The sequence below is a fragment of the Actinomycetospora sp. genome, assembly GCF_036497585.1.
In the GTDB taxonomy this organism is placed as follows: domain Bacteria; phylum Actinomycetota; class Actinomycetes; order Mycobacteriales; family Pseudonocardiaceae; genus Actinomycetospora.
Genome location: NZ_DASXJD010000249.1, coordinates 35194 through 60800, shown reverse-complemented (window position 1 = coordinate 60800; position 25607 = coordinate 35194). Strand labels below are relative to the sequence as shown.

Genomic DNA, 25607 nt, shown 5'->3' with positions numbered 1-25607 from the left:
CTCAGCAGAGCCAGGGCGATCCCGACGATGCGCGCCCAGAGCCGTCCGGCCATCACCCCGAAGCCCGCGGCGAAGATCAGTACGCCCAGGATCAGGTGGAACCAGCCCCACGCGTTGTAGCTGACGTTGACCACGAGCCCGTGGCCGGGACGACGAAGTAGCTGCTGTGCAGCAGGGCCACCAGCGATCAACTGCCCCCACGACGGCGCACCGACGCGCCGAAGGGCGCTGCCCAGAGGTTCTCCCAGAACAGCACCGCCGCCGAGGTCCCGGGCTCGATGGTCGCGGCCAGGTCCTCGACGTCCTGCTCGGAGAGCACCATCGCCAGGTCCGACTCGGCGGTCCGGAATTCTCCGAGCTCGCCCTCGTCGAGGTCGGAGATCTCGGCGGTCTCGAGCACGCCGTCCCCCGGACATGACGGAAGCGATCGATCAATAGGGACCCGTCGACTGGATCGTCCGGGTGGGATCAGCCCGCCGGCGCGTTCCGGCGGCGGGCGCCCCCGGCCCATCTATTCGACCGAAGGTGCGCTTCGCTCAGAATCAGCCGGGAACTCTCACCAGCCGGTCGGCAGCGGGCGCCCCTCCGCGAACCCTGACGCCGACTGCACGCCGAGCACCGCCCGGGCGTGGAACTCCTCCAGCGTCGCCGCACCGGTGTAGGTGCACGCCGACCGGACGCCCGCGCAGATCGAGTCCAGCAGGTCCTCGACGCCGGGCCGCGCCGGGTCCAGCCGCATCCGCGAGGAGGAGATGCCCTCCTCGAAGAGGCCCTTGCGGGCGCGGTCGAACGCCGAGTCGGTGCGGGTCCGCGCCGTGACCGCCCGCTTCGAGGCCATCCCGAACGACTCCTTGTACAGCGCGCCGGACTCGTCGCGCTGCAGGTCCCCGGGCGACTCGTAGGTCCCGGCGAACCACGAGCCGACCATCACCGCCGACGCGCCCGCGGCCAGCGCCAGCGCCACGTCGCGGGGGTGGCGCACCCCGCCGTCGGCCCACACGTGCGCCCCGCGCTCCCGGGCCGCTGCCGCGCACTCGGCGACCGCCGAGAACTGCGGCCGGCCGACCCCGGTGGCCATCCGCGTCGTGCACATCGCACCCGGTCCGACCCCGACCTTCACGATGTCCGCGCCCGCGTCCACCAGGTCGGCGGTCCCGGAGGCGGTGACGACGTTGCCCGCGACGAGGACGGCGCCCGGCGCGGTGGTGCGGACGGTCCGCAGCGCGCTGATCGTCTTGGACTGGTGACCGTGCGCGGTGTCCACGACCAGCACGTCGATCCCCGCGGCGACCAGCTCCTTCGTCCGCGTCGCGACGTCGCCGTTGACGCCGAGCGCGGCCGCCACACGCAGCCGGCCCTCGGCGTCCACCGCGGGGGTGTAGACCTCGGCGCGCAGCGCCCCGGTGCGTGTCAGGACCCCGGCGAGCCGGCCGCCGTCGTCGACACCCAGGGCGAGGTCGCCGGCGCCGGGTGCGGAGAGCTTCTCGAAGACGGTGCGCGGCTCGGTGCCGACCGAGACCGTGACCGCCGGCACGAGCACGTCCGCGAGCCGGGTGAAGCGGTCGACGCCGGCGCAGTCGGATTCCCGCACGACGCCGAGCGGGCGCCCGCCGTCGTCGACCACGACCACCGCGCGGTGCGCGCGCTTGCTGACCAGGTTGAGGGCGTCCGCGACGGCCTCGCCGGGGTGCAGGACGACGGGGGTGTCCCAGACGGTGTGCCGCGACTTGACCCCGGCGACGATGTCGGCGATGGCCGCGGCGTCGACGTCCTGCGGGATGACCGCCATGCCGCCGCGCCGCGCCAGCGTCTCGGCCATCCGCCGCCCGGACACCGCGGTCATGTTCGCCGCGACGATCGGGATGGTCGCGCCCGACGGGTCCGCGACGGCGAGGTCGACGTCGAAGCGGGACGCGACGTCGGAGCGCTCGGGGACGAGGAAGACGTCGTCGTAGGTCAGGTCATGGGCCGGGGCGTGGCCGTCGAGGAACCGCACGTGCGCACATTGTAGGGGCGCTCCGCGCTCGTGAGCAGTAATCCGCCGTACAGCACGGATCACTGCTCACCTGCGCGGAGCGCACCTACCGTGTCAACAGGCCGCGGAGCCGCTCGATCGTGTCCGCCTCCGAGGTCGGCTTGTCGTCGCGGTAGCGCACCACCCGGGCGAAGCGCAGCGCCACGCCGCCCGGGTAGCGGGTCGAGGTCTGCACCCCGTCCAGCTCGATCTCCACGACGATCTCCGGGCGCAGGTACACCGTGTGGGCGTCGCGCGAGGTCTCGTACCGCGGGAACGTCTCGGTCTGCCAGCGCAGCGTCTCGTCGGTCATGCCCTTGAAGGTCTTGCCGACCATGACGAACTCGCCGCTCGCGGCGTCCCGCGCCCCGAGGTGGATGTTCGAGAGCCACCCGCGCCGCCGGCCCGAGCCCCACTCGCAGGCGAGCACGACGAGGTCGAGGGTGTGCGCGGGCTTGACCTTCTGCCAGGACTTCCCGCGCCGCCCGGCGGTGTAGGGCGAGTCGAGGGCCTTGACCATCGAGCCCTCCTGGCCGGCGGCCAGCGCCGCCCGCACCTCCTCGGCGGCCTCCTCGTGGCTCGGGCGCACGACGCCGGGGATCACCCGCTCCCCGACGACCTCCGCCAGTTCCCGACGACGGGTCTCCAGCGGCTCGTCGACGAGGTCGGTGCCGTCGCGGTGCAGGCAGTCGAAGAACCACGGCCGCATGGCGCCGGACCCGAGCCCCTTCATCGACTCCTGGAAGGGCCGGGGCCGGCCGTCCTCGGCGACGGCGAGGGTCTCCCCGTCGAGCACGACCGTCTCGACCGCGAGCTCCCGCACCAGCGCCACGATCTCCGGGACGGCGTCGGTGATCTCGTGCAGCGTCCGCGACCAGACCCGCACCTCGTCACCCCGGCGGTGCACCTGGATCCGCGCGCCGTCGAGCTTGTGCTCGACGACGACGCCCGGCTCGCCGTCGGGCGGCCCCAGGTCGGCGAGCGCAGCCTCCAGCGAGTCGCCGGGGGAGGCGAGCATCGGGCGGAGCGGGCGCATCACCTCGAGCCCGATCGCGCCGAGCGCGGCCACCGGGTCGTCGCTGGTCAGCGCCGCGACCGCCGTGGCCGGGAGCCGGCCCGAGAGCATGAACGCGCGCCGCACCGCGTCCCCGGGGACCTCGACACGACTGCCCGTCGCTTCGCTCGCCAGGGTCGCCGCCGCGGCCACCGCCTCGATCATCAGCCCCTCGAGGGCGCCCTGGCGCAGCTCGCCGCCCAGCAGCCGGACCAGGAAGCGGCCCTCGTCGGGGGTCGCCGCCCCGAGCAGGGCCTCCAGCTCGGCCGTCCGCCGCGCCCCCACCCCGGTGCCCGAGCCGGCCATCGCCGCGAGCCGGTCGAGTGCCGCCTCGACGTCCCCGACGGCCAGCGACGGCTCCGTGGCCGGCTCGACGTCGACGCCCGACAGCGTCCGCCAGCCGATCCCGGTCCGGCCCTGCAGCATGTCCCCGGCGAGCCAGGCCGTGACCGGCCGGACCTCGTCGGGGCCCGCGGCGGCCAGGACCGCGGCGAGCGCCGCGGTCTTGGCCTTGCGCGAGCGCGTCGCCGCGACCTGTGAGGAGGCGTCGACGACGGCGGCGAGCAGCACGACGGGTTCGGCTACGCGTCCACGCGGGTCATCGCGAGCACGTCGAGCGCCTCGTCGAGCTGCTCCTGGGTGAGCTTGCCCTCCGAGACGTAGCCGTCCTCCTCGATGACCTCGCGGATCGTCTTGTGCTCCTGCATCGCCTTCTTGGCGATCTTCGCGGCCTGCTCGTAGCCGATGAGCCGGTTGAGCGGGGTGACGATCGCCGAGGAGGACTCGGCGTAGCGGCGGCACGCGTCCTCGTCGGCCTCGGCGCCCTCGAGCACCTTGTCGGCGAGCAGCCGGGCGGCGTTGGCGAGCAGGCGGGCCGACTCGAGCACGTTGCGCGCCATCACCGGCATCATCACGTTGAGCTCGAGGTTGCCCTGCGAGCCGGAGAACGCGACGGTCGCGTCGTTCCCGATCACCTGGGCGGCGACCATCATCGTCGCCTCGCAGATCACCGGGTTGACCTTGCCGGGCATGATCGAGCTGCCGGGCTGCAGGTCGGGCAGGTGGATCTCGGCGAGGCCGGTCGACGGGCCCGACGAGAGCCAGCGCAGGTCATTGGCGATCTTGTAGAGGCTGACCGCGACGGTGCGCAGCGCGCCGGAGATCTCGACGAGGCCGTCGCGGGCGCCCTGGGCCTCGATGTGGTCGCGGGCCTCGGTCAGCTCGGGGATGCCGGTCGCCTCGCGCAGCTTCTCGACCACCTGGGTGCCGAAGCCCTCCGGGGTGTTGATCCCGGTGCCGACCGCGGTGCCGCCGATGGGCAGCTCGCCCAGGCGCGGCAGGGCGGCGCGCAGCCGCTCGGTGCCGTGGCTGATCTGGGTGGCCCAGCCGCCCGCCTCCTGGCCGAGGGTGATCGGTACCGCGTCCATGAGGTGGGTGCGGCCGGACTTGACCACGTGCTTCCAGTCCTGCGCGCGGCGGTTGAGCACCGAGGCGAGGTGGTCCAGGCCGGGGACGGTGTCCCGGACGACGGCCTCGGTGGCGGCCAGGTGGATCGTCGTCGGGAAGACGTCGTTGGAGCTCTGCGAGGCGTTGACGTGGTCGTTCGGGTGGACCTTCTCGCCGCTCTCGCGGCTGGCCAGCGTCGCGATGACCTCGTTGGCGTTCATGTTCGAGCTGGTGCCCGAGCCGGTCTGGAACACGTCGATGGGGAACTCGCCGTCGTGCGCGCCGGAGGCGACCTCGTCGGCGGCGGCCGCGACGGCGTCGGCGATACCCGCGTCGAGCACCCCGAGGTCCTTGTTCACCCGTGCCGCCGCCCCCTTGACGAGGCCGAGCGCCCGGATCTGGGCCGGCTCGATCGGGCGGCCAGAGATCGGGAAGTTCTCGACCGCGCGCTGCGTCTGCGCGGCGTACAGCGCCCGGGCGGGGACCTGGACCTCGCCCATGGTGTCGTGCTCGGTCCGGTACTCCTCCGTGCCTGCGTCATTGCCCATGGCGGCATCCTCGCGCCTGCGGGGACGGCGGACGAGTCGGGGTGGAGGTGCGCGGAGCGCACCTACACCCAGGGGCTCTCGTCGGTCTCGGTGTCGTCGGTGCCGAAGTCGACCGTGGAGTACTCCCGCAGCTTCGCCAGGCGGTGGTAGCCGTCGACGATCCGGACGGTGCCGGACTTGGAGCGCATCACCAGCGACTGGGTGCTCGCCCCGCCGCCCGTCCGGTACTGCACGCCGCGGAGCAGCTCGCCGTTGGTCACGCCGGTCGCGCAGAAGAAGATGTTCTCGCCGTTGACGAGGTCGCCGGTGTGCAGGACGCGCTGGAGCTGGTGACCGGCCGCGATCGCCTTCTCCCGCTCCTCGTCGTCCTTGGGCCAGAGCCGGCCCTGGAACGACCCGCCGAGGCACGCGATCGCCGACGCCGCGATGATCCCCTCGGGCGTGCCCCCGACGCCGAGCAGGATGTCGACGTCGCTCTCGTGCCGCGCGGCGGCGATGGCGCCGGCGACGTCGCCGTCGGTGATGAAGCGGATGCGGGCGCCTGCGTCGCGGATCTCCTGCACCAGGGCCTCGTGGCGCGGCCGGTCCAGGACGCAGACGGTGACGTCCGAGATGCCGGTGCCCTTGCGCTTCGCGACCGCACGCAGGTTGTCGCGGACCGAGGCGGCGATGTCGACGACGTCGGCGTACTCCGCCCCGACCGCGAGCTTCTCCATGTAGAAGACCGCGGACGGGTCGAACATCGCGCCCCGCTCGGCGACGGCGAGCACGGCCAGCGCGTTGGGCATGCCCTTGGCCATGAGCGTGGTGCCGTCGACGGGGTCGACCGCGACGTCGCACTCCGGGCCGTCGCCGTTGCCGACCTCCTCGCCGTTGAAGAGCATCGGCGCCTCGTCCTTCTCGCCCTCGCCGATGACCACCGTGCCGCGCATCGACACCGAGCCGATGAGCTTGCGCATCGCGTCGACGGCCGCCCCGTCGCCGCCGTTCTTGTCGCCGCGCCCCACGTAGCGCCCAGCGGCCATCGCGGCCGCCTCCGTCACCCGCACGAGCTCGAGCGCGAGGTTGCGGTCGGGAGCCTCGGGACGGCGGACGGCGTCGGGGGACTGCGGCGAGGTCACCGAAGGCTCTCCTTCTCGGGCATGGGGCGGGAGGGTCAGTCTCCCAGAACGGGGCGGTCACGGAACCGGGATCGACCGGCCGGGTCAGGGGTGCCCACCACTGGAACGATGGAGGCATGGAACGGAGGAGGTCGTGAGCGCGCCGCGGGGTGGAGCGGGCAGGTCGGGGATCGGTCCGCTGGTGATCGGGACGATCGTGCTCGCCGTGATCGTCCTCGCACTCACCGGGCTGACCCGCGCCTGCTCGTTCTCGCCGACGTCGCCGTCGGTCGACCGCGGCGCGGTCCAGCGCATCGACGTCGCGCAGGTCTCGCGCGACGCCGCCCGGACGGTGCCCTTCGCGGTGCGGGCCCCGGCGATGCCGGCCGACTGGATCGCCCAGTCCTCCGACGTGCGCCCCGTCGGCGGGGGCCGCGCCTTCCGGCTGGGGTGGGTGACCCCGGAGAACGCGTACCTGCGCCTGGTGCAGTCGAATGCGCCGGAGGACGCCCTCGTGGCGTCCGAGCAGTCCGGGGCGCCGGCCCTGGGGCCGGTGTCGGCCGGTGGCCTCACGTGGACGAGCTATCCCGGGGTGCGCGGCGAGGCGGTGTGGGTGACCGAGGTGGGCGGGGTGCGCTGGCTGGTGACGGGGGACGCGACGCCGGCCCGGTTCACGCAGCTGGTGACGACGGCGCTGGGGTCGCCGGTAGTACCGCGGGGGTAGGGAGTCGCCGGCCGCGTCAGCGCCGGACCCCTGCTGACACCGTCAGTCGCGGGGCGGCGGGCCCCAGCCCTCGGTCCTGCGCCGGGCGACCCGTTCCCGCTCGCGCTCCGCGGTGGTCCAGGCCGCCGTCGGGTCGGCCGAGGGGGCGGAGCGGGGGAGCGCGCCGGAGGCGGGAGCGCGGCCGGTCACGGAGGGGTCCCCGTCGTCAGGGGCGGAGCGGTCGCGGCCGTCGTCGTCCCGGCCCTGCGCCCCGAACCCGTCGTCGTACCCGAACCCGTCGTCGTTCCCGGACCCGCCGTCGTACCGGGACCCGCCCGCTGACCGGCCCTGCGCCTCGCGCGCCCCGTACCCGTCGTCGTACCCCGGCTCCTGCCGCGCGCGGGCCTCGTCGACGTGGGCCGCCGCCGCGACCCCCTCGCGGGCCAGCGAGTGCACGCTCTCGCGCATCGCCCGGGTCGAGGCCGCGCGCAGCTCCGACGAGAACACCGGCAGGGGCGCGAACCGGCCGAAGGTGTCGCGGAGGAAGTGCGCGAGCAGCGTGGCCGTCGAGCGCGAGCGCCACATCGTCCAGCCGACGTAGAGGTCGGTGCCGTAGGGCTGCACCAGCAGCATCGCCCGCTCGCTGCGCTGGCGGAACACCAGGACCGGGACCCCCGCGACCGTGCTCGGCTCGACCTCGGCGGGGGTGCGCCGCGCCTGCGCGGCCCGGCTCACCCACTGGTAGGCGCCGCGCGCGGCCCCGGCCCGGCCCTCGAGCAGGCGGGAGTACTCGGCGATCGGCTCCTTGGCCGGGGCGAAGAACGCGGCCAGGCCGGCCACGTAGAGCACCGCGGTGAGCGCGGCGATCACGTTCATGATCAGCCGCCCGGTCATCGACGGGCTGGACGTGCTCGCGAGGTAGTCCAGCAGCAGCCAGATCAGCAGCAGCACCGTGGGCGAGACGAGGAAGAGCAGGGCACGGATGAGGTGGGGCGAGAGCATCCGCCAGGTGACGACGTCGTCGACGAGGACGTCGGGATCGCGGTGGACGCGCGTCTCGGCGTGGTAGCCGTCGTGCGCGTCGCGGATCGTCCGCGACCACCCCGGGTCGGCGCTGTCGGCGCTCATGGACGCACAGTGTGACCGACGGCGAGGTCCGTCACGCGCCTACTCGTCCGACTCGGCCTCGCGCAGCACCGTCTCGACCCGTTCGCGGGCCCCCGCCAGGTGCCGCTCGCAGGTGCGGGCCAGCGACTCGCCGCGTTCCCAGAGTGCGAGCGAGTCCTCCAGGGAGAGCCCCCCGGCCTCGAGTTTCGCGACGACGGCGGCCAGCTCCTCGCGCGCCTGCTCGTAGCCGGGCTCGTCGGCGGGAGCGGCGTCGTCTCCGGCCATGGGTCCTCCTCCCGCCCGGCGGCGTGCTCCTCCTGATGCTGTCACTCCGGTGCCTCCACACGGGCGCGGACGGCGCCGTCGGCCAGCCGCACGCGCAGCACGTCCCCCGGCCCGGCGTCGTCGGCCGAGCGCAGCACCGGTGCCGACACCTCGCTCCCGGCCTGCACGATCGCGTACCCCCGCGACAGGGTGGCCGCCGGCCCGAGCGCGGTCAGCGACGCGCGCAGGTGACGCACGTCGGCGTCCCGGTCGCGCAGCCCGCCCTCGACCACCCGACGGCCCCGCCCGACGAGCGCCGTCACCTCGTCGGCGAGCACCGCCACGGCCCGCAGCGGGTCGGCGAGCACCGGGCGGGAGCGCAACCGCGCGATCCGCGCCTCCTCCCGCTCGACCCAGGCGTGCAGCGCCCGCCGCGCCCGGGTGCGCAGGTGCTCCAGGTGGGCGGTCTCCTCGGCGAGGTCGGGCACGACGCACTTCGCGGCATCCGTCGGGGTCGCCGCGCGCACGTCCGCCACGTGGTCGACGAGCGGGGTGTCGGGTTCGTGGCCGATCGCCGTCACCACCGGGGTGCGGCACCGCGCCACCCCGCGGCAGAGCGCCTCGTCGGAGAACGGCAGCAGGTCCTCGACGCTGCCGCCGCCGCGGGCCAGGACGATGACGTCCACCTCCGGGTCCCGGTCGAGCGCCTCGAGCGCGTCCAGGATCTGGGGGACCGCCTGCACGCCCTGGGTGGCGGTGTTGCGGATGCGGAAGCACACCCCGGGCCAGCGGCCGGTGGCGACGGAGACGACGTCGTGCTCGGCCGCGCTGGCCCGGCCGGTGACGAGGCCCACGCAGCGCGGCAGCCGCGGGAGCCGGCGCTTGCGGGCCGGGTCGAACAGTCCCTCGGCGGCCAGCAGGGCGCGCAGCCGCTCGATCCGCGCGAGGAGCTCGCCGACCCCGACCGCCCGGACCTCGTCGACCCGCAGGGAGAGCGTCCCGCGCGCGAAGTAGAACGAGAACTTTCCGTGCACGACGACCCGCTGGCCCTCGGCCAGCGGCGGGGCGGCGCCCCGGACGATGTCCGCGGGGGCGGTGAGCGAGAGCGACACGTCCGCCGCCGGGTCGCGCAGCGTCAGGAATGCGGTCCCCGTCCCGGGACGCGCGCTGACCTGCGTGAGCTGGCCCTCGACCCACACCGGCCCGAGGCGGTCGATCCACTTCGAGACCTTGAGGGCGACCGTGCGCACCGGCCACGGCGCCTCGGCGGTCGTCGCCGGGTCGGGGGCTGCGCTCATCGGTCGAGCTCTGCTCCGCGTCGTCTCCCGGCGCTCACTGCTCCGCGGTGAGCGTGGCGATGCGGTTGGTCAGCATCGTCACGAAGGCCGGGCGGTCCGCGTGCGAGGACTCCCAGGCCAGCAGCTCGGTGAGCTGGTCGACCGTGAGCCCGCGCAGCCGGGCCCGGAGCTGGGCGATCGTCAGCGACTCGTAGCCGGGCAGCGCGTCCGGGGTCTCGTCGGGCACGTCCTCGGCGGTGAGCACGGGCCGGTCGAGCGGTCGCGCGTGACCGTTGTTCGACTCGGCCGGTAGCCGCCGGCCGGCCGGACCCGAGGGGTTCCCGCCGGCGCGCAGGACCGGCACGCGGTCGTCGGTGTCCTCGTCGAAGCGGGCCCAGGACGGGGCCTCCTCCACCGGGCGCGCGCCCTCGAGCGCGGTGTCGCCCTTGATGGCCAGCTCCGTGACGACCTGCTGCGCGCGCATCGACAGCTGGAGCACGCGGCTGGCCGCGGTGATCGGCAGACCCACGATCGTGCGGGGGAGGGCCTGCACCTCCTCGACCGCTGTGACGACCAGACCCGCGGCGACGCGCACCGGGAACGGGAGGGAACTCATGGCGTCCAGCCTGCCAGCCGACGCCGGGGCTGTGCGAATCGCCACGGTCCGCGCGTCGCCCGCGTGATCGTGCGCGGCGGCCGGGCGGGCCGGTGGCCCGTACGCTCGGGGTATGTCCGTCTCTCCGGGACCCGACACGACGACCGCCGAGCACGCCGACGACACCCGGCGAGTGCTCCTCGCCAAGCCGCGTGGCTACTGCGCGGGGGTCGACCGGGCCGTCGTCGCCGTGGAGAAGGCCCTCGAGACCTACGGCCCACCGGTCTACGTGCGCAAGGAGATCGTCCACAACCGTCACGTCGTGACGACGCTCGCGGAGCGCGGGGCGGTCTTCGTGGAGCGGACCGACGAGGTGCCCGAGGGCGCGACCGTCGTGTTCTCGGCGCACGGGGTGTCGCCCGCGGTGCACTCCGAGGCCCGCGAGCGGGAGCTGCGCACCATCGATGCGACCTGCCCGCTGGTGACCAAGGTCCACCAGGAGGCCAAGCGCTTCGCCCGCGAGGACTTCGACATCCTGCTCATCGGCCACGAGGGTCACGAGGAGGTCGAGGGCACCTCGGGCGAGGCCCCCGAGAACATCCAGGTGGTGGACGGCCCTGACGCCGTCGGTGCGGTCGAGGTCCGGGACCCGGAGAAGGTCATCTGGCTCTCGCAGACCACGCTGTCGGTGGACGAGACGATGCAGACGGTCGCCGCGCTGCGCGAGCGCTTCCCGGCGCTGGCCGACCCGCCCTCGGACGACATCTGCTACGCCACCCAGAACCGGCAGGTCGCGGTCAAGGCGATGGCCCCGCAGTGCGACCTGGTGGTGGTCGTCGGGTCGACGAACTCGTCGAACTCGGTGCGCCTCGTCGAGGTCGCCCTGCAGGCGGGCGCCCGTGACGCGCACCTCGTCGACCACGCCGGGGAGATCGACGAGGGCTGGCTCGACGGCGTGACGACGGTCGGCGTCACCAGCGGCGCCTCGGTGCCGGAGATCCTCGTCGGTGACGTGCTGCACTGGCTCGCCGACCGCGGCTACGGCGAGGTCGAGGAGATCACGACGGCGAACGAGAAGCTGACGTTCTCGCTGCCGCGCGAGCTCAAGCGCGACATGCGCCCCGACGCGGTGCGCTGACGCCTCGCGGCGATTCGCTGCGAGGTTCAGCGGGGGCGGTCGCCCGGTCGCCGGGCCGGGTGCACGCCCGGAGGCTGGGGGCCCGGACCGTTGCGGCGCTCCTCGCGCAGCCGCTCCTCCCGCATCCGGTCCTCGCGGCTGCGCGCCTCGCGGCCTCCCGCGGGGCCGGGCGGGGCGGAGCGCTGGGGGCCCGGGTCGGGTCCGCCGCGCTCGGTGGGCGGGGGTGTGCTGCGCTGGGGGCCCGGGTCAGGTCCGCCGCGCTCGGTGGGCGCGGGGGTGCTGCGCTGGGCCGCGGGCCGGCGCTCCGGTCCCGGTTCGGGGCGGGCGGGTTCGCGGCGGGACCGGTCCCGCTCGGCGCGCTCGCGTTCCCGGAGTTCCCGCTCGGCGCGCTCCTGCTCGGCCTGGTCCCGCTCGGCGCGGGCCCGTTCCTGGGCGCGCCGCCGCTCCCGCTCGGCCTGGTCGCGCTCGGTCCGGGCGGGCTCCCGCCGACCACGGTCGGCGGCCGGCCGGCCGTCGCGGGGGGCACCCCGGTCCCGGGCCGCCCCGCTCGCGGGACCCGACCGCGCCGGTTCCTGCCGCGGCGCCCCGTCGTCGCTCCGCTTCCAGCGCTGGACGCGGATGCGTATCACACCGATGACGACGCAGACCACCGTCGTGAGCGCCATCGCCGGGAAGCCGTTGATGAGTGGGGCGCCCACGGCCAGCGCGGTGGACACGAGGCCCCCGGACGCCGGCAGCGAGCCGGTGGCCGCGACGGCGACCGGCACGGAGACCGCCAGCAGCAGGGGCGGCTGCACCATCGGCACGAAGAGGTCGCGCCGCTGCACGAGCAGGGCGGCCAGTACGCACCCGGCCGGATAGGCGGCGAGGAAGACCACGCCGAGGCTGCCCGCCCGGAGCACGTCGACCGCGACCCCACCCGCGGTGAGGACCAGCGCGAGCAGCAGGCCCGCCCACCACCGCATCCCGCGGAGGCCCGGGAACGAGGACGCCTCGCCGACCTCGGGCGAGGCCGACGACGGCGCGTCGTCCCGGGTGGTGGTCACCCGATCAACGGTAGCGGTCCATCCTCGCCGGTTCGGGCCCCCTCGTCACCGCACGGCACGCCCGGGTGGCCGGCTCGCCCTCACGTCGGACCGGCCTCCCCTCCTCAGCCCGTGAGCCGGTGGACTCCGGGGGCGTTCGCCGGACGCCCCGGGGCGTCCACTCCGCCGTCCGTGGTGTCGCCGATGTCCCCGGCGCCGGATCGGTCGCCCTCGTCCTCGATGTCCTCCGTGCCCCGACCCTCGTCGACCAGCTCCGGGGCGCCCGGCACCCGGGGGCGCCGGTCGACCTGCTCCACCTCCTCCAACGTGCCGCGCGTGACCGACAGGTCCGAGAAGCGGCGTGCCGTGACCAGCACCCGCGACTCGAGCGAGCCGACCGTGTCGTTGTAGGCCCGCACGCCTGCGTCGAGCGAGCGGCCGAGCTTGCCGAGGTGCCCGCCGAGGGTGCCGAGCCGGGCGTGCAGCTCGCGCCCGAGCGCGTGGATCTCGGCGGCGTCGCGGGCGAGCGACTCCTGGCGCCACGCATGGCCGACGGTGCGCAGCAGCGCGATCAGCGTCGTCGGGGTCGCGACGACGACATCGGCCGAGAACGCGTGCTCGAGCAATCCGGGGTCGGCCTCCAGCGCCGCGGACAGGAACACCTCGCCCGGGACGAACATCACGACGAACTCGGGCGTCGGGTCGAACGAGCGCCAGTAGGCCTTCGCCGACAGCGCGTCGACGTGGGCGCGCAGCTGCCGGGCGTGGGCGAGGGTGCGCTCGCGGCGCCGCTGTTCGTCGGCGGCGTCGAGCGACTGGAGGTAGGCCTCGCACGGCACCTTGGCGTCGACCACCACCTGCTTGCCGCCCGCCAGGTGCACGACGAGGTCGGGCCGCTGGGCGCTGCCCTCGGCGCCGGCCACCGACTGCCGGGTGAAGTCGCAGTGCTCGACCATGCCGGCGAGGTGCACGACGCGCTCGAGCTGCATCTCCCCCCACCGCCCGCGCACGTGCGGGGTGCGCAGCGCCGTCGTCAGCGCCCGCGCCTCGCCCGCGACGCCGCGCGCCGACTCCGCCACCGCCCCGACCTGCTCGCGCAGCCCCGCGAACGCCGCCTCGCGCGCCGACTCGGCCGAACGCATCTGGCCCTCCAGGCGCTGCAGCGTCGACGTCACGGGGTCCAGCAGCGAGGTCACCGCCCGCTCCCGCGCGCCGGCGTCGGCGGCCGCCGAGGAGGCCAGCGCCCCCGTCACCTCCCGCATCCGCGCCTCGGCCAGCCGCGCGAAGCTCTCCGCGTTGGCCGCGAGCGCGTCGGCCGACAACGACGCGAACGCCTCGCGGACCGCGGCGTCGCGCCGGGCCTCGGCCGCGTCGCGGTCGGCGGCGGACCGGCGCTCGGCCTCCAGCTCGGCCCGGGCCGCGGATGCCGCGGCGCCCGCGCGACGGACGGCCTCGGCCACCGCGGCCTCCTGGCGCGCTGCGGCGAACCGGCTCGCCACGACGGCGCCGCCCACGGCGCCCAGCAGGACGCCGAGCAGCAGGCCGAGCAGCACGCCCTCGCCGGTGATCGTCATGGCGGGGACGCTGCCAGAGGGGTCCGACAGCCTGCCGGAACCGCGGCCCCGCGGGTCAGGCCTCCGTGACCGACCCCTCCGTCGTCGCCTCCTCCGCGGTCGCCCTCGCGGCGGCCTGCGCGGCCTCGGCCGCGAGCAGCCCCTCCTTCACCGACAGGCCCCAGCGGAAGCCGCCGAGGGACCCGTCGCCGCGCCGGACGCGGTGGCACGGCACGAACAGCCCGATCGCGTTGCGGTTGCAGGCCTGCCCGGCCCCGCGCGGCGCGAGCGGGCGCCCCGCCCGCGTGGCGAGTTCGCTGTAGGACAGTGAGGTCCCGGCCGGGATCTCGCGCATGCGCGCCCACACCTCCTGCAGGAACTCGCCGCCGTACTGGCGGACGGGCAGCGTCGCCGCCGGCCCCGGGTCGCCGTCGTGGAACGCCGTCACTGCAGCGGTGACCGCCCCGAGCTCGGGGCGCTCGACGAGCTCGGCGGGGCGCAGCCTCGGGTGGATCAGGGGCAGCACCTCGTCGTCGGGTGCGGTCGTCCAGCCACCCGCGAGGACGACGCCGTCGGCGTCGACGACGACGGTGAAGGGGCCGAAGGGGGTGTCGAGGGTGGCGCGGGCGCCGGAGCGGTCGTCGGGCATCGGGAACCTCCGAGAGGTCGTGATCGGTGTGTCTCGGGGGCTTGGACGCGGCCCGGGCCCGATCGGCTCCCTCCGGTTTCCGAGGGCTGTCGGACCCGGTCTCTAGACTGGGCGACCGTGAGCTTGACCCTCGGCATCGTCGGGCTGCCCAACGTGGGCAAGTCGACGATGTTCAACGCCCTGACCCGCAACGACGTCCTCGCGGCCAACTACCCGTTCGCGACGATCGAGCCGAACGTCGGGGTGGTGCCGCTGCGGGATCCCCGGCTCGACCGGCTCGCCGAGATGTTCTCCTCGGAGAAGATCGTCCCGGCGACCGTGTCCTTCGTGGACATCGCCGGGATCGTCGCGGGCGCCAGCGAGGGCGCAGGCCTGGGCAACAAGTTCCTCGCGAACATCCGCGAGGCCGACGCGATCTGCCAGGTCGTGCGGGTGTTCACCGACGACGACGTGGTGCACGTCGACGGGCGGATCGACGCCGCGGCCGATATCGAGACCATCGCGACGGAGCTGGTCCTGGCCGACCTGCAGACCGTGGAGAAGGCCCTCCCGCGCCTGGAGAAGGAGGCGCGGACCAAGAAGGAGAACCGCCCCGCGCACGACGAGGCCCTCCGGGCCCAGGAGGTGCTGAACGAGGGGCGCACCCTGTTCAGCGCCGGGATGGACTCCCGGCTGCTGCGCGAGCTCAACCTGCTCACGGTCAAGCCGTTCCTCTACGTCTTCAACGCCGACGAGGGCGTGCTGACCGACGACGCGCGCCGCAAGGAGCTCGCCGAGCTCGTCGCCCCCGCCGAGGCGGTGTTCCTCGACGCGAAGGTCGAGTCGGAGCTGCTCGAGCTGGACGCCGAGTCGGCCACGGAGCTGCTCGAGTCGATCGGCCAGCCCGAGCCGGGGCTCGACGCGCTCGCCCGCGCCGGGTTCCGCACCCTCGGGTTGCAGACCTACCTCACTGCGGGCCCCAAGGAGTCGCGCGCCTGGACGATCCCGATCGGCGCGACGGCGCCCGAGGCCGCCGGGGTGATCCACACCGACTTCCAGAAGGGCTTCATCAAGGCCGAGATCGTCTCCTACGACGACCTCGTGGAGGCCGGCTCGATGAACGCCGCCCGCAGCGCGGGCAAGGTCCGCATGGAGGGCAAGGACTACGTCATGCACGACGGCGACGTGGTCGAGTTCCGCTTCGGATCACCATCACGGTCCTGACGACGTGGACCCCGTCGCTCTCACCTCGGTCATCACCGGCGGCGTCGTCGGGCTCGCGGGCGTAGCCACAACGGGACCGCGCCACTGCCGGTCTGGTCGTCCAACCGGGCCCGACACCGACTGTCCCGGACCGGGAACCGGCAGCTCAACGCGGCGATCCACCGCATCGCCCTCACTCAGGCTCGCTGCCATCCCGAGGCACAGGCGTTCATCGCCCGCCGCGTCGAGAACGCGACAGGCGACGCGAAGCGCTCCGAGCGCTCAAGAGATGTCTCTCCGATGCCGTCTACCGAGCGTTGCGAGCCGACCTCGCTGTTGACGATCTCGCCCTCGCCGCTTGACAGAGGAGCAAGGGACAGAGTCCGAACCGCCGCGGAATACACCACGGTCAGCAGGTACTCGCGTGAGGCCGGTGTCCGGGTTCTCCCGGCCCCATGGTCAGCCGTGGTGGCCGAAGTGGTGCATGAGCCCATGACCGCCGTCGTCCCCGTGGACGCCGTGTGAGCCGGCGTGGGCGTCCTCATGGCTGCTCTCGTGGGTCGTGTGGTCCTGGTGGTGCGGAGTCTGATCATGGTGCTCGAGCTGCCCACCATTGAAGGCCCCGTGTTGGCCGATCGCTTGGTCATGCGTGACGCCTGTGGCCCCTCGCCCAGAGTCGGTGCCGACCACGGTCCTCGTGGCGGCGGCACCGTGGAAGACGGTCGCACCCGGGCTGTGGTGGCCGCCGGTGTGGAAGACCGAGCCGCGGTCCAGGGTGCCGCTGAGGCCGCCTGGGCCCTCGGAGTTGTCGTTCGTCCCCTGGTGGCCGCGGGTGTGGAAGACCGAGCCGCGGTCCAGGGTGCCGCTGAGGCCGCCCGGGCCCTCGGAGTTGTCGTCGTGCGGTGTGGTCATCGTTTGCTCCGTGTTTGGGGGTCTGATCGCCCGCTCGGTGATTGAGAGAGAGCATGTCGCCCACCGCGACGTGGAGCGATGGTGCTAACCCCCGCCGACCGAGAGACAACCCGAGGGTTGTGGGGGGCTTCCCCCCGAGCAGCGAGTGAGTCGCGGGTCGCAGTTCTCTGCGCGAAGCGGGCCGCGCCGACGACCAGCCGAGCGCCGAGCCACGCGCACACCGCGCCGATGTCGCTGGCGGGCCGTAGTCGATTCACCCGAATGGCAGAGCACTCCGTCGTGACATCCGAGGCACGGGTCACGACACATCGGGTGATACCACTACTTGACCTCTGGGGGACCCGTGACCGCCGAGCAGTCACCCCTGCCGCCGAGCCAACCGCCGGTTGTGCACATCACCAACACCAACACCAACACGGTGGTCGTCGGCGGCTACCGACGCCCCCACCCGCTGCTCACCATGATCAAGTGGCTGTTCGTCGCCTGCTACTGGTGGCCACTCCTTCTCGCCATCGCGTTCTACGGCTACCTGGGCCTCGGCATCGCTTGGCTGGTCGCCCCCGCATTCGTCGAGTCGTCTGCTGACCAGCCATCCGATCTGGCCGCCAGCGAGGCGGGCCCGGGAGGTCGTGTGAAGGTCGCGGAATCAACCGAGCGTTTCACAGCTTGGCTGGGTAGGGCGTCGCTGCTCTCCGGTTGAGCGAATGGAAGGTCGAGTTCCGCTTCAACGTGTAGCTCAGTACTCGATTTCTCGACGTTCGGCCGCGAGATAACGGGATCGAATGGGCGTACACGGCATGTCGTCCGGGCGATCCGAGCACGGAACGTGCTGACATCCACTCCGTGGTGGGGGTCAACGACATCCCGATCGTGGGCGAACCGGTCGCCTACGGGACGGGATTCTTCGTTCTCGTCTTCTTGGGCTTGTCGGCGTTCCTGGCGCAGTACGTCCTCACGTACGCGCACGAAGGCGGGCACATGCTCGCTGTGGTCTTCACCTTCCGCAGCCTCGCCGGCTACTGGATCGAGGACAACACCGAAGGACTGACCACGTTCTCGGCGAGGAAATGGGCGCTCTCGAACCTCGTGATCGGCGTGGCCGGCTACCTCGGCCCGCCGTTGCTCGGCCTCGGCGGCGCGGCCCTGATCGCGGCGGGCAATCCGTTCGCGGTGCTGCTCAGCGCGCTCCTGTTCTCGTTCCTCGCGCTGTTCCCCGCCCGCAACGCGTTGGCCTTCACCGTTCCGTTGCTGTTCCTCGTCGGGATCGTGGCGGCCCTCCTGCGGGGCTCGCCCGCGACCCAGGCCGCGGTGGCGGTCAGTGTGGTGTGGTTCCTCCTGATCGGGGGCGTCGTCGACACGACCACCCTCCCGGCCGGTGGCGGCGATGCCCGGGCCATGGCCGGCAAGACCCTGATCCCCGGGGTGATCTGGAAGGTCTTCTGGGTCTTCGTCGCCGTGGTGGCCCTGATCGTCGGAGGACAACTCCTCCTGCGGCCCGGCTATGAGATCGGCTAGGCGTCGTGCCCCGGGGCCTCGTTGCCGCACGATCACCGCACCGGCCGGAGCCACCTACGATCCCGGACCGTGATCCGGACCGGCGGGCAGGGGGCGCAGTGAGTGGGACCAGGGTGCTGGTGACGGGGGCGAGCATCGCCGGGCCGGCCCTGGCCCATGGGCTCCACCGGCGGGGGCCGAGGTGACCGTGGTGGAGCGGGCCCCCGAGCTGTATCCCGGGGGGCAGGCGGTGGACGCACGCGGGGTGACCCGCGAGGTCATCCGCCGCACGGGGCTGGACACGGCGGTGCGCGCAGCCTGCACCGACACTGCCGGCGCCCACACGGTGGACGTGGACGGGAACGTGCTGGAGACCCACCGCGCGCCCGAGCTGCCCGATTACGCCGGGGTGCCGGACTCGGGAGCGCCGACCACCTCGTCGGCCCGGCCGTAGGGCCGTACGAGAAGGCTGTCCCCGCCGCGGGGAAGCCCGTAGGGTCAAGATCACCCGACACCCCCCGCGGAGGACCAACGATGCTCTTCCACCTCGACTTCCACGTCGAATACGGCGCGACCATGTCCCAGCAGGACCTCTTCGGCACCTGGTCCCGAGAGGCCGAGGCCGCGCTCGAGGCCAAGAAGGCCGGCGTCGTCGTCGACCTCTGGAAGGCCGCGGGCGAGCGGCGGGTGATCGCCATCCTCGACGTCGAGAGCGCCGACGTCCTCGACGAGGCCGTCCTCACGCTTCCGATCATGGTCGAGATGGGTCAGTTCGTCGACGTGAAGGTCACGCCGCTGCGTCGCTACGAGGACTTCGCCGCGACTGTCGACAAGCTGCTCGAGAGCTGAGCCCGCTCAGCCCCGACCCGGCCGCTGCACCCGACTCTGCATCACCGTGATGCAGCTGAGATGCACACCGTGCGCACCACTGTCGACCTGCCGCCGGTCGTGCATCGCCGGGCCAAGGAGATCGCGCAGCAGCGTGGTCTGTCGCTGTCGGCCGTCGTCGCAGAGTTCGTTGTCCGTGGCCTGATCCAACTCGACGAACCGGCAGCCATCGGCGTCGACGCGCGGTCCGGGGTTTCCCGTGATCAGCATCGGTCGAGCAGTCAGCTCCGACGAGGTGGCTTCGCCTCTGGACGAGGAGTGACGACCTACCTGCTCGACGCGAACGTCCGGATCGCGCTCACGCTCTCAGAGCACGAGCAGCACACTCGCGCCTCGGAATGGGCCGCCGAGATCGAACGCTTCGCGGTCTGCCCGATCGTGGAGAGCGCCGATCTCGGCCACGTGCGCGGGCACCGACAGGTCACGGACGCCTACCTTGTCGGTCTGGCAGCGAGCCACCACGACTCGCGGCTGGCCAGGATGGATGGTGCTCTGGCGCGAGAACGACCTCGGTTGATGACGCTCGTGCCCGCGTCCTGACCGCAGCCGTCACCGCCAGCCCAGCTCCGGGGCGAGGTGGGTCAGCACGCTCTCGATGACGTGGGCGTTGTAGTCCACCCCGAGCTGGTTGGGCACGGTGAGCAGCAGCGTGTCCGCCGCGGCGATCGCCTCGTCCTCGGCGAGCTCGGCGATCAGCTTGTCCGGCTCGCCCGCGTAGGTCTTCCCGAAGCGGGCGTCGCCGCCGTCGAGGTGACCGACCTGGTCCGTGGAGTGCCGTTCGCGCCAGAAGAGCTGGCGGTCGAGGTCGGACACGATCGGGAAGATGCTGCGGCTGACCGAGACGCGCGCCTGGCGGTCGTGCCCGGCGGCGTCCCAGGCGTCGCGGAACCGCTGGATCTGCTCGGCCTGCAGCCGGTGGAACGGCACCCCGGTGTCCTCGGTCAGCAGGGTCGAGCTCATGAGGTTCATGCCCTGCTCGGCCGTCCACTCCGCAGTGGCCCGGCTGCCGGCGCCCCACCAGATGCGGTCGCGCAGTCCGGGGGCGTGGGGCTCCAGCCGCAGCAGTCCCGGCGGGTTCGCGAACATCGGCCGCGGGTTCGGCTGCGCGAAGCCCTTGCCCTGGATCACCCCGAGGAAGACGGACGTGTGCTCCCGCGCCATGTCGGCGTCGGTGGTCCCCTCGGGCGGCGCGTAGCCGAAGTAGCGGTACCCGTCGATCACCTGTTCCGGGGAGCCGCGGCTGATGCCGAGCTGGAGCCGGCCCCCGGAGATGAGGTCCGCGGCCCCGGCGTCCTCGGCCATGTACAGCGGGTTCTCGTAGCGCATGTCGATCACACCGGTGCCCAGCTCGATCCGGCTGGTCCGCGCGGCCGCCGCCGAGAGCAGCGGGAACGGCGACGCGAGCTGCTGCGCGAAGTGGTGCACCCGGAAGTAGGCGCCGTCGGCGCCCAGCTCCTCGGCGGCGACCGCGAGGTCGATCGACTGCAGCAGCGAGTCCGCGGCCGAGGTCACCAGCGAGCGCCCCGACGGCGACCAGTGTCCGAAGGACAGGAACCCGATGTTCTTCACGTTTTGATCAACTCGGCCGGGCCGCGGGACATTCCGGGGTCCCGCCCGCGCGAACGGTCGGGAGCGATGAGTCCGGCGCGGCCGGGCGGTCCTGTTCCCGAGACCATCGGGACGAGGAGACAGCGATGAGTGCACGCGTGGGGATGCTCGACGACGTGGCCGCCGAGCGGCTCGGGCTCGCGGACGACCTGGCCGACCTGACGCCCGACGCGTGGTCCACCCCGTCGCTGTGCCCGGGGTGGACGGTCCACGACGTCGTCGCGCACCTGACCCTCTCCACCCGCCAGTCGGTGCCGTGGACGCTGTGGCGGGTCGCCCGGGCCGGCGGCGATCTCGAGCGGGCGTTCGCCGACATGGCCCGCGAGCGCGCGGCGGCCTTCCGGCCGGCCGAGCTGCTCGTCCAGCTCCGGGAGATGGCCGGGGTCGACCGACGGCTGGCGATGTCGGGCGAGCTCGACCCGCTGAACGACCTGCTCGTGCACTCCCAGGACATCGCGATCCCGCTCGGGCGGCGTCGGGACCTCCCGGTCGAGCGGGCGCTGCCATGTCTGCGCCACGTCTGGGCCGCCCCGTGCGTCGGCGCGGCGAAGCGCTTCGCCGGGCTGCGGCTGCGGGCGAGCGACGCCGACTGGTCCGCGGGGGAGGGCCCCGAGGTGTGCGGCCCGGTGGGTGCCCTGCTGCTCGCCGCCAACGGCCGGGTCGCGGGGCTCGGCGCATGCGACGGCGACGGGCTCGCGACGGCCCGGGGCCGCTTCGCCTCGTGAGGCACTCGGGCCGGCGCGACCCGGTCCAGTGCCATCGCGGCCTCGGCGGACCGGGCCCGGCGCGCTCGGGATGGTCGAGGTCGCCGCTCGCGACGGAGGACGGTCGGCCGCCGAGGTGGACCGTCAGTTCAGCTTGCGGGTGTCCGCGGGCAGCCCGCCGCCGGCGTAGACGTCCTCGGCGAGCTTCGCGAGGGCGGTGAGCGCCGTGATCTGGCTCCACGGTCCGTACGACACCCGCGCCAGCCCGATGCGCTGCGCGGCCTCCAGCGAGATCGAGCCCGGGATGCCGATGATGTTGACCTTGCGCTGGCCGAGCTCAGCGACGATGCGGGTCAGCTGGGCCTCGTCGAGCAGGCCCGGGACGAAGAAGCTCGTCGCGCCGGCCTCCAGGTAGGCCTTCCCGCGCGCGATGGCGTCGGCCGTGACGTCCTCGGGCTCCCGGCCGCCGGCCTCGAGGAACGCGTCGGTGCGGGCGTTGAGCGCGAAGGCCACCCCGGCCCGCACCGAGGCGTCGAGCGGCTTCATCTGGTCCTCGAGGTTGGCGCCGACGATCCCGACGTCGATCGCCCGGGAGACCGTGCCGCCCGGGTCGCCGTAGCCGCCTCGAGGTCGGCGGTCACCGGCAGGTCGGTCTGGCGGGCGACGAGGCTGACCTCGGCGATCATCTCGTCGCGCGGGATCACCTCGCCGTCGGGGTAGCCGAGGGACGCGGCGATGCCGTGGCTCGCCGTCGCGAGGGCCTTCGTGCCGGGGATGTCGGCGACGACGCGGGCGGTGATGGCGTCCCACACGTTCACCACGAGGAGCAGTTCCGGCGCCGCGTGCAGACGCTGGAGCGCCTGGGCCTTGTCGAGGGTGCTCATGCCGGGATGCAACTCCGATCGTGCGCAACCGATTCCCGGACGGACATCGCTCCTCTCCGTGGAGACGAGCGGTGGGCGGGCGCCCGGTCAACCGTGCGCCGGCAGCGTTCGGAGCCGGCCCGCGCGGGCAGCGGGAGGACGCCTCCTCGCGGGGCGGCCCAGACGGGTGGTCCTTCCGGCGGTGGTCATCGCCGTCCGTCGTCTCGTGGACACCGCGTGGCGACGGATCCCGCTCGGGGGCGCCCGACCGGGTGAGGAATCACGGGGTCGTGTGCCTAGGCTGTGACCCGTGCGCTCCGAACGGTGGTTCGGCCCCCACCCGGGAACTGACGCTTCCCGAGCGCATCGCGTGGGTGCTGGGCAACGAGGACGGCCGTCCGGTGTCCAGTCTCACCGAGCCGGCGGGGCTGCTCGTCGCCGGGGCCCTCGTCGAGCTCCTGCTCGACGCCTCGCTGCTCGACGCCGGGTCGTCCTACCGCCGCGGGCCAATCGACCCGACCGACCCCCTGCTCGACTGGATCGCCGACGGGCTGCTGCGCGGCGGCGGCCGCAAGGCCGACCTCGGCCACGCCGTCACCGGGACGCGGGGCGCCCAGATGATCCGGCGGACGATGGACCGCCTCGTCGAGCGCGGCCTGGCCCACCGCGAGCCGCGCCGCGTGTTCGGCTACCTCGCCATGCCGGTCTTCGGCTCGGCACTGCGCGTCCACGAGACGGACGCCCTGCACCACGACCGTGCCGCCGTCCGCGCGGTGCTCGACGGGGCGGACGCCGACGAGGACACCGCGATGATCGCCGTGCTCCTGCACCACGGGCGCCGCGTCCGGGCCCTGGACCCGCAGGACGTGTACGCCGCCGTCGCCCGCGCCCGGGCGATCGCGAACGGACGGTTCGTGCCGGCCGGCATCGACCAGGACATCATCCGGCTCGTGAGCCCGACGGTGCAGGCGGTCCTGGCCGCCCTCACGGCCACCGAGGTCCTCAGCTCGGGTCATTGACCCTCGCGAGACGGATCCCGAGGCGCCGACGGGTCCCGATCGGGCGCTGAGCGGTCTAGGCTCGGACCGTTCCGCGAGCAGCGCCCGGACCGAGGGGGCACGCCATGCCGATCAACCACCCGTCGTCGCCGTTCGTCCCACCCACCGACGCCGCACCTGACGGGATGCCCGTCCTCGAGGCGGGCGCCCACCGCGACGCGCGTTCGGGAAGCTGCGTCATGGAGTACGTGTCCGTGCTCGCCGGCGAGCGCTTCACCGACCGGCCGCGCTGCACCCACCCGGCCGTGGCCGCGCTCGCCTGGCAGGTGAACGACGCGGTGTCGCACGAGGCCCGCCAGCTGCTGGGGCTGCGCGCGGTCGACCTGGTCGGCGCCGGCCGGGGTGTCGAGGGCCCGGTGCGCCCGGTCGTGCTCGCCGCGATCGCCCGCGCGGGGCTGCGCCTCGACCCCGGCAGCCGCTTCTTCACCCGGTTGGCCCGCCGCGTCGACGAGGCCCAGGGCAAGGCCGCCCGGCGCCGCGCCGAGGGGCGCGACCCCGGTGACGGGTCCGGCGGGCGCGTCGCGACGCTGCTCCACGTCGGTCCGGTCAACCACGCCTGCGCCCACCTGCTCGTCGCAGCGCGGGCCGCCGGGCTGGACACGGCGGCGCGGGACGCCATGCTCGTCGACCTGCTCGACGACTGCCTCGGTTCGGCGCGCTCCGGGACGGTGCCCTCGCCGACGGTGGTGCCGGCCGGCTGAGGGCGGCGGGCGGGCCGCACTGGTGGCGGTCAGCCCGATCGGGCTTGTCGCGGTGATTCGCGGTCGGCCGGCTGCCTTGTCGTGGTGATTCCCGACGACAGGTGCGGGCGGCGGTCGCCGGAGGCCGCGACAAGGGCGCGGGGGGAGCCGCGCTCAGGGCACGGTCAGGCAGGCGAGCGAGCCGACGCAGGTGTGCACCAGGGGGGCGCCGGACGAGCCCGGGCTGCCGGAACCGGCCGACGAGCTCCGGGCCACCGCGCTGTCCGACCCCGCCGACCCGGAGCCCGAGGACACCGCCGCCGGCGCCGGCGCCGCCCGAGCCCCCGACGACGAGCCAGACGCCGGGGAGCCGGCCGCCCCGGCTGCCGGGGACGCGGTCGGGCTCGGAGCCGGCCGGGAACTCGTCGGACCGGCCGCCCGGGAGGGAGCCGGCACGGCGCTCGACGACGCGGCAGGCGGAGCGGGCAGACCCGTGACGACGGCGGCGACGGCGGGTGCCGGCACCGGCCCGTCGACCGCGGGAACGGCCGGGCCCGACGGCGCGACGGCGCTCGACGGCCCGTCGAGCTCCCACGGTTCCGGGAAGCCGACCGGGGCGAGCGTCAGCATGGTCGCGAGCCGGGCGACGAGCATCATCCCCACCGCGCCCGTGGCGACGGCGAGCAGCATCCGGCGCACGCGCTGTCCCTCCCGCTCGACACACGCCCGCACGGGCGCGACCCCGTGATCGTCGGACACCGCGGAGATGTCAGCGACGACGGCGAGCGCCACCCGGACGCCGGGGCACCGTCACCCGGGTGTCTCATCCACGCGGCTGGTCAACCACGGAGCGCATCCGAGGGTGAGCGTGCACGCGGCGGCGGCGACGACGAAGGACCACGAGGCACCCGCGGCCCCCAGCACCGCGGCGAGGGTGGTCGCGCCGATGCCGGTCCCGGTGTCGTAGGCGGTGTTCCACACGCTGCTGGCGGGCCCGGAGCGTCCCGGCCCGGCGCGGGTGAAGAGCGTGACCAGGGTGTCGTTCTGGACCCCGCCGAAGCCGAGCCCCACCAGCCCTGCGCCGGACACCACGGCCCACGTCCCGCGAGGGGGTCAGCACGAGCAGGGCCGCCGGGGCGCCGAGGGCGAGCGCGGCGCCGATGAGCGCCGTCCGGTGCCCGACCGCGCGCAGCAACGCGGGCACCCCGAGCTGCGTGATCACCGTGGCCGCCATGAACACCCCGGTCACCGCCCCGGCGAGCGCGGGCCCCGCGCCTCCCGAGGCCACCCACAGCGGCACCACCGGCAGGAGCAGCGCGTAGCCGCCGAAGGCCGCCAGGGTGGCGGCCAGGACCTCGACGAACGGGCGGGAGACCAGGGGCGATCCGCCGGCCACGCTCAGGAGTGCGCGTCCACCGCCGCGGAGATCTTCCCGGCGAGGTCCGGGTCCTTCGCGGTGAGCCCGCCCTCGGAGTGCGTGGAGAGCCGGAAGGTCAACGTGTCGTACCGGATGTCGATGTCGGGGTGGTGGTTCGCGTCCTCGGCCGCCTCGGCGACGGCGTCGACGGTCGCGATCGCGGCCCGGAACGACGGGAGCGTCACGGTCCGCGCGATGGCGTTCCCGTCGCGCTCCCACCCGGGGAGGCCGGAGAGGGCGTTCGCGACGGCGTCGTCGGAGAGGAGATCGGCCATGGCGCCATCGTGGCACGTCACGGCCGCTTCGGGCAGCGCGCCGGAGCGGGCCG

Annotated in this window: 30 protein-coding genes and 2 pseudogenes; 13 read left to right on the top strand and 19 right to left on the bottom strand. The window is 74.1% G+C overall.

Going from position 1 to position 25607, the window contains the following annotated elements; translation table 11 throughout:
- From VGH76_RS28145 to glpX, 6 genes are all read right to left on the bottom strand, one after another.
- Positions 1–134: DUF7144 family membrane protein (locus tag VGH76_RS28145; RefSeq protein ID WP_422653088.1), on the bottom strand; the 134-nt coding region annotated here is incomplete at its 3' end.
- Between the two features lie 53 nt (positions 135–187).
- Positions 188–400, bottom strand: coding sequence for a hypothetical protein (locus tag VGH76_RS26130; protein ID WP_331559692.1), 213 nt, complete (start codon positions 398–400; stop codon positions 188–190).
- Between the two features lie 156 nt (positions 401–556).
- Positions 557–1996, bottom strand: a complete 1440-nt coding sequence (locus VGH76_RS26125) for a GuaB1 family IMP dehydrogenase-related protein (protein WP_331559691.1) — start codon at positions 1994–1996, stop codon at positions 557–559.
- Positions 1997–2081: 85 nt separating this feature from the next.
- Positions 2082–3638 carry an ATP-dependent DNA ligase gene (locus VGH76_RS26120; protein ID WP_331559690.1) on the bottom strand — a complete coding sequence of 519 codons (1557 nt, stop codon included), beginning with the start codon at positions 3636–3638 and terminating at the stop codon, positions 2082–2084.
- A gap of 11 nt (positions 3639–3649) precedes the next feature.
- Positions 3650–5062: a class II fumarate hydratase gene (locus tag VGH76_RS26115; protein WP_331559689.1), complete on the bottom strand. Its 1413-nt coding sequence runs from the start codon at positions 5060–5062 to the stop codon at positions 3650–3652.
- 62 nt (positions 5063–5124) lie between these two features.
- Positions 5125–6183, bottom strand: coding sequence for a class II fructose-bisphosphatase (glpX, locus tag VGH76_RS26110; RefSeq protein WP_331559688.1), 1059 nt, complete (start codon positions 6181–6183; stop codon positions 5125–5127).
- A 133-nt stretch (positions 6184–6316) separates the two neighbouring features.
- Here glpX and VGH76_RS26105 point away from each other — a divergent pair, with 133 nt between their 5' ends.
- On the top strand, positions 6317–6886 hold the full coding sequence (locus tag VGH76_RS26105) for a DUF4245 domain-containing protein (RefSeq protein ID WP_331559687.1): 570 nt from the start codon (positions 6317–6319) through the stop codon (positions 6884–6886).
- 42 nt (positions 6887–6928) lie between these two features.
- Here the strand turns inward: VGH76_RS26105 and VGH76_RS26100 are convergent, their stop codons facing one another.
- From VGH76_RS26100 to VGH76_RS26085, 4 genes are read right to left on the bottom strand one after another with little or no spacing between them, the layout of a single operon-like run.
- Positions 6929–7993, bottom strand: coding sequence for a hypothetical protein (locus tag VGH76_RS26100; protein WP_331559686.1), 1065 nt, complete (start codon positions 7991–7993; stop codon positions 6929–6931).
- 39 nt (positions 7994–8032) lie between these two features.
- Positions 8033–8257, bottom strand: a complete 225-nt coding sequence (locus tag VGH76_RS26095) for an exodeoxyribonuclease VII small subunit (protein WP_331559685.1) — start codon at positions 8255–8257, stop codon at positions 8033–8035.
- A gap of 41 nt (positions 8258–8298) precedes the next feature.
- On the bottom strand, positions 8299–9534 hold the full coding sequence (gene xseA, locus VGH76_RS26090) for an exodeoxyribonuclease VII large subunit (RefSeq protein ID WP_331559684.1): 1236 nt from the start codon (positions 9532–9534) through the stop codon (positions 8299–8301).
- Between the two features lie 34 nt (positions 9535–9568).
- Positions 9569–10129: a lipid droplet-associated protein gene (locus tag VGH76_RS26085; protein WP_331559683.1), complete on the bottom strand. Its 561-nt coding sequence runs from the start codon at positions 10127–10129 to the stop codon at positions 9569–9571.
- Positions 10130–10241: 112 nt separating this feature from the next.
- Between VGH76_RS26085 and VGH76_RS26080 the strand changes: the two genes are divergently transcribed.
- Positions 10242–11246, top strand: a complete 1005-nt coding sequence (locus VGH76_RS26080) for a 4-hydroxy-3-methylbut-2-enyl diphosphate reductase (protein ID WP_331559682.1) — start codon at positions 10242–10244, stop codon at positions 11244–11246.
- A 26-nt stretch (positions 11247–11272) separates the two neighbouring features.
- Here the strand turns inward: VGH76_RS26080 and VGH76_RS26075 are convergent, their stop codons facing one another.
- From VGH76_RS26075 to VGH76_RS26065, 3 genes are all read right to left on the bottom strand, one after another.
- Positions 11273–12292, bottom strand: coding sequence for a DUF6542 domain-containing protein (locus VGH76_RS26075; RefSeq protein ID WP_331559681.1), 1020 nt, complete (start codon positions 12290–12292; stop codon positions 11273–11275).
- A 104-nt stretch (positions 12293–12396) separates the two neighbouring features.
- Positions 12397–13845 carry a DNA recombination protein RmuC gene (locus VGH76_RS26070; RefSeq protein WP_331559680.1) on the bottom strand — a complete coding sequence of 483 codons (1449 nt, stop codon included), beginning with the start codon at positions 13843–13845 and terminating at the stop codon, positions 12397–12399.
- Between the two features lie 55 nt (positions 13846–13900).
- Positions 13901–14473: a methylated-DNA--[protein]-cysteine S-methyltransferase gene (locus tag VGH76_RS26065; RefSeq protein WP_331559678.1), complete on the bottom strand. Its 573-nt coding sequence runs from the start codon at positions 14471–14473 to the stop codon at positions 13901–13903.
- Between the two features lie 117 nt (positions 14474–14590).
- Between VGH76_RS26065 and ychF the strand changes: the two genes are divergently transcribed.
- Positions 14591–15676 carry a redox-regulated ATPase YchF gene (gene ychF, locus VGH76_RS26060; RefSeq protein ID WP_331559677.1) on the top strand — a complete coding sequence of 362 codons (1086 nt, stop codon included), beginning with the start codon at positions 14591–14593 and terminating at the stop codon, positions 15674–15676.
- Positions 15677–15724: 48 nt separating this feature from the next.
- Positions 15725–16180 (top strand): annotated as a pseudogene (locus VGH76_RS26055) (transposase); the annotation flags it as partial.
- On the opposite strand, the gene VGH76_RS26050 reads toward VGH76_RS26055, so the two are convergent.
- Positions 16115–16567, bottom strand: coding sequence for a hypothetical protein (locus VGH76_RS26050; RefSeq protein WP_331559676.1), 453 nt, complete (start codon positions 16565–16567; stop codon positions 16115–16117). The pseudogene VGH76_RS26055 and the gene VGH76_RS26050 overlap by 66 nt on opposite strands.
- Before the next feature lie 343 nt (positions 16568–16910).
- Between VGH76_RS26050 and VGH76_RS26045 the strand changes: the two genes are divergently transcribed.
- The 5 genes from VGH76_RS26045 (at position 16911) to VGH76_RS26025 (ending at position 19489) form a co-directional block, all read left to right on the top strand.
- Entirely contained in the window at positions 16911–17267 is a 357-nt protein-coding gene (locus tag VGH76_RS26045; RefSeq protein WP_331559675.1) for a hypothetical protein, read from the top strand.
- 143 nt (positions 17268–17410) lie between these two features.
- On the top strand, positions 17411–18082 hold the full coding sequence (locus tag VGH76_RS26040; RefSeq protein WP_331559674.1) for a M50 family metallopeptidase: 672 nt from the start codon (positions 17411–17413) through the stop codon (positions 18080–18082).
- Between the two features lie 190 nt (positions 18083–18272).
- Positions 18273–18515, top strand: a complete 243-nt coding sequence (locus VGH76_RS28095) for a hypothetical protein (RefSeq protein ID WP_414637824.1) — start codon at positions 18273–18275, stop codon at positions 18513–18515.
- Positions 18516–18595: 80 nt separating this feature from the next.
- Positions 18596–18910, top strand: coding sequence for a muconolactone Delta-isomerase (locus tag VGH76_RS26030; RefSeq protein WP_331559673.1), 315 nt, complete (start codon positions 18596–18598; stop codon positions 18908–18910).
- 69 nt (positions 18911–18979) lie between these two features.
- Positions 18980–19489, top strand: a complete 510-nt coding sequence (locus VGH76_RS26025; protein ID WP_331559672.1) for a hypothetical protein — start codon at positions 18980–18982, stop codon at positions 19487–19489.
- Positions 19490–19498: 9 nt separating this feature from the next.
- Here VGH76_RS26025 and VGH76_RS26020 read toward each other — a convergent pair whose 3' ends face one another.
- Positions 19499–20518, bottom strand: coding sequence for an LLM class flavin-dependent oxidoreductase (locus VGH76_RS26020; protein ID WP_331559671.1), 1020 nt, complete (start codon positions 20516–20518; stop codon positions 19499–19501).
- A gap of 125 nt (positions 20519–20643) precedes the next feature.
- Between VGH76_RS26020 and VGH76_RS26015 the strand changes: the two genes are divergently transcribed.
- The gene (locus VGH76_RS26015; RefSeq protein WP_331559670.1) at positions 20644–21282 is read left to right on the top strand and encodes a maleylpyruvate isomerase family mycothiol-dependent enzyme; all 639 of its coding nucleotides are present in this window, start codon (positions 20644–20646) and stop codon (positions 21280–21282) included.
- Positions 21283–21405: 123 nt separating this feature from the next.
- Here the strand turns inward: VGH76_RS26015 and VGH76_RS26010 are convergent.
- Positions 21406–22145: pseudogene (locus VGH76_RS26010) on the bottom strand (isocitrate lyase/PEP mutase family protein).
- Positions 22146–22165: 20 nt separating this feature from the next.
- Between VGH76_RS26010 and VGH76_RS26005 the strand changes: the two are divergent.
- Both VGH76_RS26005 and VGH76_RS26000 read left to right on the top strand, forming a co-directional pair.
- A complete protein-coding gene (locus VGH76_RS26005; protein ID WP_331559669.1) occupies positions 22166–23143 on the top strand; it encodes a GPP34 family phosphoprotein in 978 nt (325 codons plus the stop codon).
- Between the two features lie 104 nt (positions 23144–23247).
- On the top strand, positions 23248–23883 hold the full coding sequence (locus VGH76_RS26000) for a hypothetical protein (RefSeq protein WP_331559668.1): 636 nt from the start codon (positions 23248–23250) through the stop codon (positions 23881–23883).
- A 153-nt stretch (positions 23884–24036) separates the two neighbouring features.
- Here the strand turns inward: VGH76_RS26000 and VGH76_RS25995 are convergent, their stop codons facing one another.
- Complete coding sequence (locus tag VGH76_RS25995; RefSeq protein ID WP_331559667.1) at positions 24037–24654, bottom strand: hypothetical protein; 618 nt, start codon at positions 24652–24654, stop codon at positions 24037–24039.
- Between the two features lie 18 nt (positions 24655–24672).
- Positions 24673–24954 (bottom strand): hypothetical protein, encoded by a 282-nt coding sequence (locus VGH76_RS25990; RefSeq protein WP_331559666.1) that lies wholly within the window; start codon positions 24952–24954, stop codon positions 24673–24675.
- A gap of 68 nt (positions 24955–25022) precedes the next feature.
- Between VGH76_RS25990 and VGH76_RS25985 the strand changes: the two genes are divergently transcribed.
- On the top strand, positions 25023–25184 hold the full coding sequence (locus tag VGH76_RS25985; RefSeq protein ID WP_331559665.1) for a hypothetical protein: 162 nt from the start codon (positions 25023–25025) through the stop codon (positions 25182–25184).
- Positions 25185–25260: 76 nt separating this feature from the next.
- Here VGH76_RS25985 and VGH76_RS25980 read toward each other — a convergent pair whose 3' ends face one another.
- The gene (locus tag VGH76_RS25980) at positions 25261–25554 is read right to left on the bottom strand and encodes a 4a-hydroxytetrahydrobiopterin dehydratase (protein ID WP_331559664.1); all 294 of its coding nucleotides are present in this window, start codon (positions 25552–25554) and stop codon (positions 25261–25263) included.
- Between the last annotated feature and the right edge of the window lie 53 nt (positions 25555–25607).

Coding starts and splice junctions, on each gene's coding strand:
- VGH76_RS26115 (WP_331559689.1), bottom strand. CDS start 5,062: ATGGGCAATGACGCAGGCACGGAGGAGTACCGGACCGAGCACGACACC.
- VGH76_RS26100 (WP_331559686.1), bottom strand. CDS start 7,993: ATGAGCGCCGACAGCGCCGACCCGGGGTGGTCGCGGACGATCCGCGAC.
- VGH76_RS26095 (WP_331559685.1), bottom strand. CDS start 8,257: ATGGCCGGAGACGACGCCGCTCCCGCCGACGAGCCCGGCTACGAGCAG.
- xseA (WP_331559684.1), bottom strand. CDS start 9,534: ATGAGCGCAGCCCCCGACCCGGCGACGACCGCCGAGGCGCCGTGGCCG.
- VGH76_RS26085 (WP_331559683.1), bottom strand. CDS start 10,129: ATGAGTTCCCTCCCGTTCCCGGTGCGCGTCGCCGCGGGTCTGGTCGTC.
- VGH76_RS26080 (WP_331559682.1), top strand. CDS start 10,242: ATGTCCGTCTCTCCGGGACCCGACACGACGACCGCCGAGCACGCCGAC.
- VGH76_RS26070 (WP_331559680.1), bottom strand. CDS start 13,845: ATGACGATCACCGGCGAGGGCGTGCTGCTCGGCCTGCTGCTCGGCGTC.
- VGH76_RS26065 (WP_331559678.1), bottom strand. CDS start 14,473: ATGCCCGACGACCGCTCCGGCGCCCGCGCCACCCTCGACACCCCCTTC.
- VGH76_RS26050 (WP_331559676.1), bottom strand. CDS start 16,567: ATGACCACACCGCACGACGACAACTCCGAGGGCCCGGGCGGCCTCAGC.
- VGH76_RS26030 (WP_331559673.1), top strand. CDS start 18,596: ATGCTCTTCCACCTCGACTTCCACGTCGAATACGGCGCGACCATGTCC.
- VGH76_RS26015 (WP_331559670.1), top strand. CDS start 20,644: ATGAGTGCACGCGTGGGGATGCTCGACGACGTGGCCGCCGAGCGGCTC.
- VGH76_RS26000 (WP_331559668.1), top strand. CDS start 23,248: ATGCCGATCAACCACCCGTCGTCGCCGTTCGTCCCACCCACCGACGCC.
- VGH76_RS25985 (WP_331559665.1), top strand. CDS start 25,023: ATGAGCGCCGTCCGGTGCCCGACCGCGCGCAGCAACGCGGGCACCCCG.
- VGH76_RS25980 (WP_331559664.1), bottom strand. CDS start 25,554: ATGGCCGATCTCCTCTCCGACGACGCCGTCGCGAACGCCCTCTCCGGC.